Source organism: Bordetella genomosp. 8, assembly GCF_002119685.1.
Lineage (GTDB): Bacteria > Pseudomonadota > Gammaproteobacteria > Burkholderiales > Burkholderiaceae_B > Bordetella_C.
Genome location: NZ_CP021108.1, coordinates 688,743 through 701,666, shown reverse-complemented (window position 1 = coordinate 701,666; position 12,924 = coordinate 688,743). Strand labels below are relative to the sequence as shown.

General features: G+C 66.1%; 12 protein-coding genes. 10 read left to right on the top strand and 2 right to left on the bottom strand.

Annotation, left to right across the window (positions count from 1 at the left end; all coding sequences use genetic code 11):
* The first annotated feature begins 106 nt into the window (after positions 1-106).
* From CAL12_RS03180 to CAL12_RS03140, 9 genes are all read left to right on the top strand, one after another.
* On the top strand, positions 107-898 hold the full coding sequence (locus tag CAL12_RS03180; protein ID WP_086063155.1) for a class II aldolase/adducin family protein: 792 nt from the start codon (positions 107-109) through the stop codon (positions 896-898).
* Positions 899-969: 71 nt separating this feature from the next.
* The gene (locus tag CAL12_RS03175) at positions 970-2,535 is read left to right on the top strand and encodes an ABC transporter substrate-binding protein (RefSeq protein ID WP_086063154.1); all 1,566 of its coding nucleotides are present in this window, start codon (positions 970-972) and stop codon (positions 2,533-2,535) included.
* 10 nt (positions 2,536-2,545) lie between these two features.
* The gene (locus tag CAL12_RS03170) at positions 2,546-3,520 is read left to right on the top strand and encodes an ABC transporter permease (protein ID WP_086063153.1); all 975 of its coding nucleotides are present in this window, start codon (positions 2,546-2,548) and stop codon (positions 3,518-3,520) included.
* A gap of 40 nt (positions 3,521-3,560) precedes the next feature.
* Complete coding sequence (locus tag CAL12_RS03165) at positions 3,561-4,403, top strand: ABC transporter permease (protein WP_086063152.1); 843 nt, start codon at positions 3,561-3,563, stop codon at positions 4,401-4,403.
* Positions 4,400-6,082, top strand: coding sequence for an ABC transporter ATP-binding protein (locus CAL12_RS03160; RefSeq protein WP_086063151.1), 1,683 nt, complete (start codon positions 4,400-4,402; stop codon positions 6,080-6,082). The genes CAL12_RS03165 and CAL12_RS03160 overlap by 4 nt, the downstream gene beginning before the upstream one ends.
* Positions 6,079-7,095, top strand: coding sequence for a 2-hydroxyacid dehydrogenase (locus CAL12_RS03155; protein WP_332459002.1), 1,017 nt, complete (start codon positions 6,079-6,081; stop codon positions 7,093-7,095). The genes CAL12_RS03160 and CAL12_RS03155 overlap by 4 nt, the downstream gene beginning before the upstream one ends.
* A gap of 1 nt (position 7,096) precedes the next feature.
* Positions 7,097-8,140: a DMT family transporter gene (locus CAL12_RS03150; protein ID WP_086063150.1), complete on the top strand. Its 1,044-nt coding sequence runs from the start codon at positions 7,097-7,099 to the stop codon at positions 8,138-8,140.
* A complete protein-coding gene (locus CAL12_RS03145) occupies positions 8,137-8,841 on the top strand; it encodes a GntR family transcriptional regulator (RefSeq protein WP_086063149.1) in 705 nt (234 codons plus the stop codon). Before CAL12_RS03150 ends, CAL12_RS03145 begins: the two co-directional genes overlap by 4 nt.
* Positions 8,842-8,905: 64 nt before the next feature.
* On the top strand, positions 8,906-9,925 hold the full coding sequence (locus tag CAL12_RS03140) for a histone deacetylase family protein (protein ID WP_086063148.1): 1,020 nt from the start codon (positions 8,906-8,908) through the stop codon (positions 9,923-9,925).
* Positions 9,926-9,986: 61 nt separating this feature from the next.
* Here CAL12_RS03140 and CAL12_RS03135 read toward each other — a convergent pair whose 3' ends face one another.
* On the bottom strand, positions 9,987-10,979 hold the full coding sequence (locus CAL12_RS03135) for a Bug family tripartite tricarboxylate transporter substrate binding protein (protein ID WP_086063147.1): 993 nt from the start codon (positions 10,977-10,979) through the stop codon (positions 9,987-9,989).
* 74 nt (positions 10,980-11,053) lie between these two features.
* The gene (locus tag CAL12_RS03130; protein ID WP_086063146.1) at positions 11,054-11,896 is read right to left on the bottom strand and encodes a TauD/TfdA dioxygenase family protein; all 843 of its coding nucleotides are present in this window, start codon (positions 11,894-11,896) and stop codon (positions 11,054-11,056) included.
* 208 nt (positions 11,897-12,104) lie between these two features.
* On the opposite strand from CAL12_RS03130, the gene CAL12_RS03125 reads away from it, so the two are divergent.
* A complete protein-coding gene (locus tag CAL12_RS03125; RefSeq protein ID WP_198298362.1) occupies positions 12,105-12,833 on the top strand; it encodes an IclR family transcriptional regulator in 729 nt (242 codons plus the stop codon).
* Positions 12,834-12,924 lie beyond the last annotated feature (91 nt).

Here is a 12,924-nt window from a genome sequence, read left to right as displayed (position 1 = left end):
CCTCTTTGCCGCACTGCGCAAGCGCTGCAAGCTGTCGACAGACGACAGTTGTGCAGCGCATCCCGGCCGCCACGTGACCGGGCCCACCACCGATCGAGGGTCACTCATGGCCGTGCAAACCCTGCAGCAGCGACAGCCTTCCATGTCCGACGCAGAGCGCCAGATGCGTGTCGACCTGGCGGCCGCCTACCGGCTGGTCGCCCACTACGGCATGGACGACAGCATCTATACGCATATCTCGGCGCGCGTGCCGGGTACGGAAGATCAGTTCCTGATCAATCCCTTCGGCATGCTGTTCCGCGACATCACGGCGTCCTCGCTGGTCAAGATCGACCTGGAAGGCCGCATCGTCGAGCCGAACGGCCATGATGTGAATCCCGCCGGCTTCACGATCCATAGCGCCGTGCATATGGCGCGCCATGATGCCACCTGCGTCCTGCATACCCATACCGTCGCGGGTGTCGGGGTGTCCTCGCTGGCCTGCGGCCTGCAGCCCTGCAACCAGTGGGCGCTGCAGTTCCACAACCGGGTCGTCTACCACGAGTACGAAGGCATCGCGCTCGATCACGGCGAGCGCCAACGACTGATCGAGGATCTTGGGCCCACCTCGCGCGCCATGATCCTGCGCAATCACGGCTTGATGACCCTGGGCTCCACCGTGGCCGAGGCCTTCATCCTTCATTTGAATCTGGAACGCGCGTGCCGCGTGCAAATGGCCATACAGGCCACCGGCCAGGCCATACATCCGGTCTCCGAGGAAATTGCCGAACGCACCGCCCGGCAGTACGAAAGCGGCGACAGCAACCGCCTGCCGGGGCGCCCCGATCCGAACGCGCGCGAATGGCGCGCGATGCTGCAACGCCTGGAACCGCCGACCAGCGCGTCCTATCGCGACTGAACCGCCTACCCGAGCGCCCGGTTGTCGGGCGCGCCATCTCCATTCCGACCATCCAGAAGGATCCGCCAGTCATGAATCGTCGTGAGCTAATGAAGCTGGGCGCAGCAGGCCTGGGCATCTCCATCGCCGGGGTACCGTTGTCCGCGCTGGCGCAAGCCAAAAAGGGTGGCACCCTTAATGTCATCGTGCAGCCCGAGCCGCCCGGGCTGATGCTCGGCATCATCCAGAACGGCCCCGCCCAGATGGTGGCCGGCAATATCTACGAAGGCCTGCTGCGTTACGACGAGAAGCTGGATCCGCATCCGCAGCTGGCCACGTCCTGGACCATGAGCGACGACGGCCTGACCTATACCTTCAAGCTCAAGCCCGACGTGAGCTGGCATGACGGCAAGCCCTTCACCGCCGATGACGTGGTGTTCTCGGCCGATGTCTTCCTGCGCAAGACGCACGCGCGGCTGCGCGGCAACCTGGATGCCGTCGACACCATCAAGGCACTGGACCCGCTGACCGTCCAATTCAAGCTGAAGTACCCCTTCGGGCCTTTCCTGGGGCTGTTCGAAAACGGCTCCATGCCCATGGTGCCCAAGCATATCTACGAAGGCACGGACTTCCTCGCCAACCCGGCCAACAACACGCCCATCGGCACGGGTCCCTTCAAATTCAAGGAATGGGTGAAGGGTTCGTACATTCATCTGGTGGCGAACGACAAGTACCACGTCAAGGACGTGCCCCTGGTCGATAACGTCTATTTCCATGTCATCCCCGACGCCGCCTCGCGCGCGGCGGCCTTTGAGTCCGGCAAGGTGGACATCGTGCCGGGTGGCGCCGTGGAGTTCTTCGACGTGGCGCGGCTGGCCAAGCTGCCCGGCACCGCCGTGACGACCAAGGGCTGGGAGTTCTTTGCCCCGCAATCCTGGCTGTGGCTGAACAACCGCAAGGCGCCGATGGACAACGTCAAGTTCCGGCAGGCCGTCATGTACGCGATCAATCGCGACGCCATGACCAAGATCGCCTACCAGGGCTACGCGAAGGTCGCCACCGGTCCCTTCAACAGCCACATCAAGTACTACAGCGACGATGTGGCCAAGTATCCGCACGACCTGAACAAGGCCAAGCAGCTGCTGGCGGAATCCGGCTACAAGGGCGAAACGCTGCGCCTGCTGCCCCTGCCCTATGGCGAGACCTGGCAGCGCCAGGCGGAGATCGTGCGGCAGAACCTGATGCAGGCGGGCATCAAGATCGACCTGACGCCCTCCGATGTCGCCGGCTGGAATCAGCGCCTGAACGAATGGGATTACGACATCGCGTTCACCTACGTGTACCAGTACGGCGACCCGGCCCTGGGCGTGGCCCGCAACTACACCAGCAGCACCATCGCCAAGGGCTCGCCCTTCAACAACGTCGAGGGCTATAGCAACCCCAAGGTGGACGAACTGTTCGCCAGCGGCGCGCGCGCCGTGGACCCGAAACAGCGGGCCGACATCTATCTGCAAGTGCAGAAAATCCTGCTGCAGGACGTACCGGTGGCCTGGCTGCACGAGATCGAGTTCCCCACCCTGTACCGCACCAAGGTGCATGACCCGGTCAGTTCCGCCATCGGCTTGAACGATAGCCTCAGCCGAGCCTGGATCGGTTGATCCGAGAGCGATGAGACGCCTGCAATTCATGCTGACCCGGCTGGCACAGGGCCTGGTGGCCCTGATGCTGATCGCCACCGTCAACTTCCTGCTGATACGCGCCGCCCCGGGCGATCCGGTGGCGGTCATGGCCGGCGAAGCCGGGGCCTCCGACGCGCAATTCGTCGCGCAATTGCGTGGGCAGTTCGGCCTGGACCAGCCCTTGGGCACGCAGCTCTTCAAGTACCTGCAACACGTCGTGCACCTGGACCTGGGCTATTCGTACCGCCAGCAGCAGCCCGTGATAGACCTGATCGTCGATCGCCTGCCGGCCACGCTGCTGCTGACCGGCAGCGCCTTCGTGCTGTCGCTGATACTCGGCGTAATGGCGGGCGCGCTAGCCAGCCGCCGCGCCGGCAGCTGGGTGGACAGCCTGGTTACCGTGGTCTCGCTGGTGTTCTACGCCACCCCGCTCTACTGGCTGGCCATGATGGCGGTGCTGCTATTCACCGTCAAACTCGGCGTATTGCCCGGCTTCGGCTATTTCACCGTCGGCGCGGACCTGCACGGCATGGCCCTGGCCTGGGATATCGCCAAGCACCTGGTCCTGCCGGCGCTGACGCTGGCGCTGTTCTATATGGCGGTCTACGCGCGCATGACGCGCGCCTCCATGCTGGAGGTCGCGCAGATGGATTTCGTCAAGACCGCGCGCGCCAAGGGCGTGCGGCCGGGACGCATCCAGCGCGCCCACATCCTGCGCAATGCCTTGCTGCCGGTGGTGACACTGGCGGGGATCCAGGCCGGCGGCCTGATAGGCGGCGCGGTCCTGACGGAAACCGTATTCGCCTGGCCGGGTATCGGCCGGCTGATGTTCGATGCCTTGATGCAGCGCGACTACAACCTGCTGCTGGGATGCTTCCTGGTGGCGGCGGCGATGGCCGTGCTCTTCAACCTGATCACCGACTTCGTCTACACGCTGGTCGATCCTCGTATCGAGTTGACCTAGGGGCGGCCGACACGCCCTGGCGGAAAAAAGGGGAAAGCCCATGAGCAGTGCATTCTGGCGGCGCTTCTGCCGCAACAAGGGCGCCGTGGCCGGCCTGGTGGTGCTGATCGCGGCTGCGGCGGCGGCCATCTTCGGTCCCATGTTCGCCCCCGGCAATCCATGGGACATGACGCAGATGCCGTTCCTGGCACCGGGCGCCGAACCGGGCGTGCTGATGGGAACGGACACGCTGGGCCGCGACATCCTGTCAGGCGTCATCTATGGCGCCCGGGTATCGCTGCTGATAGGCGTGGTGTCCACCGTGGTGTCGCTGCTGATCGGCGTGGGCATCGGCGCGGTGGCCGGATACTTCGGCCGCTGGATCGACGCCGTGCTGATGCGCTTTACCGAACTCTTCCAGTGCATACCCAGTTTCGCGCTGGCCATCGTGCTCGTCGCCATCTTTCAGCCGTCGGTACGTTCCATCGTGGCGGCGATAGGCGTGGTGTCCTGGCCGCCGGTGGCCCGCCTGGTACGCGGCGAATTCCTGACGCTCAGGCAGCGAGATTTCGTCGCCGCCGCACGCCTGGCCGGCCAGTCCACCCCGCGCATCATCCTGACGCAGATCCTGCCCAACGCCGCGTCGCCCATCATCGTGATGGCATCGCTGATGGTGGCCACCAGCATCCTGCTGGAATCCAGCCTGAGCTTCCTCGGCCTGGGCGATCCCAATGAGATGAGCTGGGGCTATATGGTGGGCTCCGCGCGCAGCGTGCTGCAGCAGGCATGGTGGATGGCGGTGTTTCCCGGACTGGCCATCCTGCTCACGGTGTTGGCCTTGAACCTGGTGGGCGAGGGCTTGAATGACGGCCTGAACGCCCGGCTGGATGGGAGAAGCCGATGAGCGCGGCGATGACGCCAGGCGCGGCCGACAATGCGGCCCCGGTACTGGATGTACGGGGCCTGAGCATCCGCCTGCCCAGGGGCGGCGACCGCGAACTCGCGGTGCGCGAGGTTTCGTTCGCCATCCAGCCCGGCCAGACGCTGTGCGTCGTCGGCGAATCCGGCTCGGGCAAATCGATGATCGCCAATGCCGTCATGGGCCTGCTGCCGCGGCCCACCGTACAGCCCGTTGCCGGCCGCATCCTGTTCGAAGGGCAGGACCTGCTGGCCCTGGACGAAGAACAGCTGCGCACGCTGCGCGGCCGGCGCATGGGCATGGTGTTCCAGGAGCCGATGTCCGCGCTGAACCCGGTGATGCGCATCGGCGAGCAGATCGCCGAGGTCTTCGACGCCCACGTCAGGCTGCCCGCGGCGGAAAAACGCGGCCGCATCGTTGCCGCCCTGGCGGATGTGGGCCTGCCCGATCCGGAACTCCTGGTGGACGCCTATCCCTTCCGCCTGTCCGGCGGCCAACGGCAGCGCGTGATGATCGCCTGCGCCCTGGCGCTGGAGCCGCGGCTGCTGATCGCCGACGAGCCGACCACGGCGCTGGACGTCACGACGCAGGCGCAGATCCTGGCGCTGATGCGGGACTTGCAGCGGCGCCGCGGCACCGCGCTGCTTTTCATCACCCACGATTTCGGGGTCGTCGCCGAGATCGCGGACCACGTGGTGGTCATGCAAACCGGCAACGTGGTGGAGTCAGGCCCCGCCGCCCAAGTCTTGTCGGCCCCAGGGCAGCCCTATACGCGGCAGTTGATCGCCGCCATTCCGCACGGCACGCCGCGCGCCGCCGAGGCCGCGCCGGATCCGCTGCACGTGCTGCAAGTGCAGGACCTGCGCAAGACCTATGTCACGGCAGGCAGCCTGTTCCACCGCGGCCGCGAGATACAGGCCGTCAGCGACGTCAGCTTCACGCTGCGCCGTGGCCAGACGCTGGGCCTGGTGGGCGAGTCCGGCTCCGGCAAGTCCACGGTGGGACGCTGCATCGTCGGCCTGCATGGCTTCGATTCCGGTCGCGTCCTGTTCAAGGGACAGAACCTGCTTTCCGGTCCGCGCTTCCGCGAACTGTCCCAGGGCCGCATCCAGATGGTGTTCCAGGACCCCTATGCATCCTTGAACCCGCGCCATCGCATCGGCGCGGCCATCGCCGCCGGCCCCATCGCCCAGGGCGTGCCGAAGAAGCAGGCCATGGCCAAGGCCATCGAACTGCTGCGCCTGGTCGGACTCGGGCCGGAGGCCGCCGATCGCTACCCGCACGAGTTCTCCGGCGGGCAGCGCCAGCGCATCGGCATCGCGCGGGCCCTGGCTATGGAGCCGGAACTGCTGGTCGCCGACGAACCCGTTTCCGCGCTGGACGTGTCCGTCCAGGCCCAGGTGCTGGACCTGTTCGCGCGCGTGCGCCAGCAGTTCCAGCTGGCCATGGTGTTCATCACGCACGACCTGCGCGTGGCCGGGGAAATGTGCGACCACATCGCCGTCATGCAACGCGGCCGCGTCGTCGAATACGGCGCCAGCGCGGATGTCCTGGGCAACCCGCGGCACGCGTACACGCGGACGCTGATCGACGCCATACCCAGGCTGGAGCGCATCGAAGACGGGCAGGCTCGGGCGGCGACGGGCATGGAGGCGGAACAATGACGGCCGAGACCGCGACGGGCGGCGCGGGCGATGCACGCCCGGACAGTATGGAACCTCTTGCCGGGTTCGAGACGCGACGACCGCGCGTCGCATTGCTCAGCACGCAGCTCGATATGAGTTATCTGCTGCCTGCCTTCGCCGAGCTGTTTCCCGAAGCCGAGGTCCGCCTGGAGCCCGCGCTGGGCGATCTGCGGGAGATCGATGCGGCGGTGTGCTGGATGCCGCCGCGCGGACTGCTGGCCCGGATGCCCGGGCTGAAGCTGATACAGTCCATCGCCGCCGGCATCGATCACATCACCGGCGACCCGAGCATGCCCGCCGTGCCCCTGTGCCGCATGGTCGACCCCGACATGGCCGCGGGCATGGCGGCCTACGTATGCTGGGCAGTGACGCACCGCCAGCGCCATATGGACGGTTATCTGGCCTCCGCCGCCGCGGGGCTGTGGCAGGAACAAGCCGTGGAGGCGCCGGGCGCGCACCGTGTCGGGATAGCCGGGCTGGGCGCGCTGGGCGTACGCTGCGCCCTGGCCTTGCGCGCCATCGGCTACCGTGTCAGCGGCTGGAGCCGCAACGCCAAGTCCGGCCTGCCGGACGACATCGCGCTGTTCCATGGAGATGGGCAGCGCGCGGCCTTCCTGGCCAACTGCGATACCCTGGTATGCCTGCTGCCCTACACGCCGGAAACGCACGGCATCCTGGATGCCAAATGCTACGCCTGCTTGCCGCGCGGTGCGCATCTGATCAACGTTGGACGCGGCGCGCACGTGGTGGAAGACGACCTGCTGCGAGCCCTGGACAGCGGCCAGCTGGGCTACGCCACCATGGACACCTTCACGCAGGAACCCCTGCCCGCGGATCATCCCTACTGGACGCATCCGCGCATACGGGTGACGCCCCACATCGCCTCGCGCACGCCGGCGCGTGCGATCGCGCGCCAGACCCGGATCAACCTGGCGCAGATCGCCATGGGCAATACCGCCATGGTCGCCGTCGATCCGGCCCGGGGTTATTGAGATGGAATCCGACGCACGCGTCCCACCCGTGACGGCCCGTGACGCGTCTGTCGGAGGTGATGGCCGCGCTGCGTCCGTACGCGGCGGCATCGCGCTGTTTCTCGTCGCCTTGTGCGGCTTCGCCACCTTCGATGCCTTCTGCAAGCAAATGCTGGCGACGTACTCGTCGCCTTTCATGAATCTCATGCGCTACATCGCGACCAGCACGATCGCAATACTGTGGCTGGCGCGGGAGGCGCGCCATGGCGTGCCATGGCGCCTGTGGCGCACGCCGCATCGCGGATTGCTGCTGGCGCGCAGCGTGGCGCTGGCCTGCGTGGCCACCGCCTTCATGACGGCGCTGACCATCATGCCGCTGGCCGAAGCGACGGCCATCTACTTCACCTCGCCTTTGATCATGGTGGCGCTGTCGCCCTGGCTGCTGGGTGAACGGGTGGGTTACATGCAGTGGACGGCCGTCGTCGCCGGCTTCGCGGGCATGCTGCTCATCGTGCGGCCCGGCGGCGACCTGCCCTGGGCGGGCGTGGTGCTGATGGCCACTGCCGCCGTCAGCTATGCGTTTTTCCAACTGCTGACCCGCCGACTGTCCGGGCTGGTGGCTGCGCCGGTACAGTACGCTTATATGGCCGTCGTCTGCCTGGTCATCACCGGCGCGCCCGCCGCCTTCGCCCTGCCCGCCGAATGGCCCGGGTGGCCGCAACTCCTGCTGCTGCTGGCGGGGGGCACATGCAGCGGCGTTGCGCAGCTTCTGCTGCTCGCCGCCTTCCGCCGGGCGCAGGCGTCCATCCTGGCGCCGCTGAACTATATCCAGCTGTTGCTGGCCGTCCTGATCAGCGCCTTCTGGTTCGGCCGCCCCCCCGACACCGTCGCGCTGGCCGGCATCGCGCTGATCATGGGCAGCGGCGCGTGGCTGGCGTTGCGCCGGACACGTCCCCTGGCCGGCGACGCCGGCAAGCGCCTGGCGCCAGGCGAACACACCGCCCTGCCCCGGCACGACGCGCCAGCCGGCGCGCCCAGCAACAGCGAATCCGCATTCCCACGATGAAAACAGCCACACTCCCGGACAACGACAACGGCTTCGCGGCCATAGAGGCCACCGACCTGGTGGCCGAAGTGGAGGCCCAGTTGATACACGCGATCGCCGAAGGCCGTCTTCCACCGGGCGCCCGCATCATCGAGGCCGACCTGGCGCGGCGCATGGGCATCAGCCGCGCCCCCGTCCGGGAGGCCGCGCGCCGCCTGGAACGCCAGGGCATCGTGGTCGCCCGTCCGCGCCACGGCTTCATGGTGCGGACCATCACGGCGCACGAGATCGACGACCTGTACCAGGTCCGCCTGCACATGGAGCTGCAGGCCGTCGAACTCGCTTGCAAGAACGCCGACGACGCCGGCATGCAGCGGCTTCAGGCCGCGCTGGCGCGCATGGTGGCCGAAGCCGATACCACGCCCCAAACGCAGCGGGTGATGCGCGACCTGGAATTCCATACCTTGATCTGCGAGCTCTCCGGCAACGGCTACCTGCTGCGCCTGTTCATGAATATGCGCACGGAGCTGCGCATGATCATGGCGCTGATCGAGCTGGCCTACCAGGATCCGCGACGCGTCGCCGAAACGCATCAGCCTATCGTCGACTGCCTGCGCCGCCGAGACGTCGTCGCGGTATCCGCGGCGATGCGCCTGCACCTGGAAGACGCGCGGCTGCATGTGCGTGCGCTTTATCAGGAAAAACATGGAATCCCGGCATAAGGCCGCGGAACAAGGACACGCCGTAGGGACACGGGACAAGGACACCGTATAAGGACACGCGAACATGAAAGCCTATTTCCACGAAGACCAGAAACTGCATCATCCCCGCACCTATTTCTCGCGCGGCAAAATGCGCGACCCTCAGGAGATCCCGTCCCGCCTGGACGGCCTGGTCGGCGCCTCGCGCAAGCTGGGCTTCGATGTGCTGGCGCCCGCGGATCATGGCGGTGGGGCGATCGCCGCGGTCCACTCGCTGGAGTACCTGCGCTTCCTGCAATCCGTGCACCAGCAATGGAAGCAGATGCCGGAGGACTGGGGCGACGAAGTCATGTCCACCATCTTCGTGCGCGATCGCAATCCGCTGCGCGGCGTGCTGGCGCAGGCCGGGCGATACCTGGCCGATGGCAGCTGCCCGGTTGGCGAGCACACCTGGCATTCAGCCTATTGGTCCGCGCAATGCGCGATCGCGGGCGCAAAATCCCTGATCGCGGGGGATCGGCACGCCTACGCCATCTGCCGTCCGCCCGGCCACCATGCACGGTGGGACGCCGCGGGCGGCTTCTGCTACCTGAACAATGCCGCCATCGCCGCGCAACACCTGACGGCGAAGTATCCCAAGGTGGCGATCCTGGATACCGACATGCATCATGGCCAGGGCATCCAGGAAATCTTCTACACCCGCAGCGACGTGCTCTACGTGTCCATCCACGGCGATCCGCAAAATTTCTATCCCGCCGTCGCCGGCTTCGAGGACGAACGCGGTGAAGGCGAGGGCTACGGCTACAACATCAACCTGCCCATGCCGCATGGGTCGCCCGAGTCGGTATTCTTCGACCGCCTGGCCCAGGCCCGGCGCGCGATAGAACTCTTCCAGCCCGACGTGCTGGTGCTATCCCTGGGCTTCGACATATTCGAAAAGGATCCGCAGGCCAAGGTGGCGGTCACCGAGAACGGCTTCGAGCGGCTGGGCCGCGAAGTAGCCGCGCTGAAGCTGCCCACCCTGGTGGTGCAGGAAGGCGGCTACTACATCGAGGGACTGGAATCGAACGCGACGCGATTCTTCGGGGGGTTGCAGGGCGGCTGATTCGACCCGGGAAGCCATATCGGTCGCGCACGACGCCAAGAAGCAGGTGCGCTGACCGGTCCTATTCGGCGACGATCCCCGCGTCCTTGGCCACCGTCGCCCACTTGGCGATCTCCTTCACGATGAAGGCGTCGCACTGCGCGGGCGTCGTGCCGGCGGGTTCGAAGCCATGGTCTTCCATGGTCTTCGCGAAGGCGGGGTCCTTGACCACCTTCACCAACACCTCGTTCAGACGGTTGATCACCGATGCCGGCGTGCCGTTGGGAACGAACATGCCGGACCACAGGTTGGCCTGGAAGCCCGGCACGCCCGCTTCCGCGACGGTGGGAAGGTCGGGCAGCGAAGGAGAGCGGTGGTCATCGCCGATGGCCAACGCGCGCAGATGCCCGGACTTGATGTATGGGATTGCCGACGCGGCGGCAATGAAGCCCATCTGTACTCGCCCCGCGATCATATCGGTCAGCGCCGGCCCCGACCCCTTGTAGGGTACGGCGGTCAGCTTCAGGCCGGTCATCCTGGCGAACAACTCCATCGGCAGTTGCGACGCCTTGGAGGACGTGCCGAAGTACAGCGAGTTGGGATGGCGCTTGCCGTAGTCGATCAGTTCCTTGACGCTGCGCACCGGCAGGGACGGCGTGACGACCAGCACGATCTGCTGCACCGCGGTCTGTGTCACGCAGCGCAAATCCTTTACGGTATCGAAGCTTATGTTCTTGTACAGGGTGGGATTGACGGCATGGCCGCTAGACACGAAGGCCACGGTGTAGCCGTTGGGCTTGGCCTGCGCCACGTAAGCCGTGCCTATCATGCCGTCGGCGCCGGGACGGTTCTCCACGATGACGGGCTGCCCGAGCGCGGCGGACGCTTTCTGGGCCAGCAGCCGGCCGAGTTCATCCGTACCGCCGGCGGGGGCATAGGGGACGACCATGCGTATGGGTTCGTCGGGATAGCCACCCGCCGTGGCGTCGGTGCCGGTCGCCAGGGCCGCCAGCCCCAGCAGTGTCGCCATACAGGAAGCCCGGCGTGACGCCGGACGCAAATTCAGTCTCTTCATTTGTTCCTCCGTGGTTCTCGTTTTTCTGGCGGCCGCGACGATGCGCGGCCATCTGCCTGTGCCGGCAGTCGTGCTTAGACGGGACGCGTACCGCGGATCTGGACGCGGTGCATCAGCCGGCGCTGGCCGGGATAGTCGTCTAGCGCCAGATGCTGGCAACAGCGGTTGTCCCAGAAGGCGATCGAGCCCGGCTCCCAGCGGAAGCGGCAGGTGAACTCGGGCCGCGTGCTGTGCTCGTACAGGTAATTCAGCAGGGGCTGGCTCTCGGCCAGGGTCATGCCTTCGAACCGTTCGGTATGCATCTTGTTGACGAAGAGCGCCTTGCGGCCGGTGTCGGGATGGGTACGAACCACGGGATGCACGGCCGACATGGTGCCGTCCTTGTTGCCCAGGCCCTGCCCCGGCGCAAGTACATCGTCCACTTCCAGCGAGGCCAGGATGCGGCTGTTGGAATGAACCGCCTTGACGCCGTCCAGCATCGCCTTCATGGCGTCGGACAGGGTGTCATAGGCCATGTATTGGTTGGCGAACATGGTGTCGCCACCCACCGGCGGCAGCTGCCGCGCGGCCAGCACCGACCCCAGCGGGGGAACTTCCAGGTGCGTGGTATCGGAGTGCCATTCCCAGCCGAAAACCAGGCCGGTGTCGGGCTTCTTGTCGATGACCAGCAGTTCGGGAAACTGGCCGGGGTGCTGCCGATGCGGAGGCAGCACGGCCAGATCGCCGAAGTGGCGGGCAAAGCGGGCCAGATCGTGATCCGACGCTTCCTGGTCGCGGAAGAAAATGACCTGGTACTCGTTGAACGCGCGCTTGATCTCGGCGATCGTGGCCTGCGGCATCTCGCCTGCCAGGCTCGCGCCGAAAACCTCGGCGCCCAGCGCGCCCGAAAGGGGTCGAACTTGGATGTGGGAATACATGGGACCTCGTCTCATCGGTGGTTGGATAGGGTGTGCGCGACGGTTTCGGACGAACCGTTTCGGCATCGGTGCTAAAGCCTTCTGTTCATATACATGAACGACTATTCTTGTATATGAACGAATAATACCCATCATGATCGCGGTCCGCAATGTGCTTTAGAATCCCGCGACTTCAGGGAGTGTTATGAGAAACCCCTCCGAGACCGACGTGAAAAGCGCACGCCGCGTCGTGCAGATCTTCCAGTTGTTCGCGGAATTGCGGCAGCCGGTGCCGCTGTCCCTGGTCAGCAAGCGGCTGGAGCTTCCCAAGTCCAGCTGCCTGGCTTTGCTGAAGACTCTGGAGAGCAACGGGTACCTGTATCGCCTGAACGACGGCAAGGACTACTACCCGACGCGGCGCATCTTCAATGAGGCGCGCATCATCACGGAGAACGATCCCCTGCTATCCAGCATGGGATCCCTGCTGCATGGCCTGCGCGAGACCACCGGCGAGACGGTGTACCTTGCCAAACGCGAAGGCCATCTGTCGCACTACGTCGAGGTGGTCGAGTCAGACCAACCCTTGCGTTACGCCGCCTCCGTCGGGGAAAAGCGCCAGCTGCATATCGGCGCGGCGGGCCAATGCCTGCTCGCGGCCATGCCCGATGACGAACGGGATGCCTTGATCGACGAACTCGATCTGACCAAATACTCGGCCAACACCATCACCAGCCCGGCGAAGCTGAAAAAGGCGGTGGCCGAGGGCAAGGCGCGCGGGTGGTATCTGTCGGTAGGCGGCTACCAGTCGGGCGTCGCCTCCATCGGCGGCTATGTATGGATCAATGGCGAGCCCTACGCCATCGTCGTGGCGGGCCCCACGGAGCGCATCATCGACAACGAACAGGCCATCGGCCGCGCCGTCGCGGCGCTCTGCAAGAGGGTGACGCAGCTGCGCTGAAGGGGCACAGCACCGACCGGCGGTGCGCGAGCCGCGGGCAGCGCCTGGCGCGGCCGTTCCTGACCGCGGACTGCCGTCGCAGCCGCGCTGA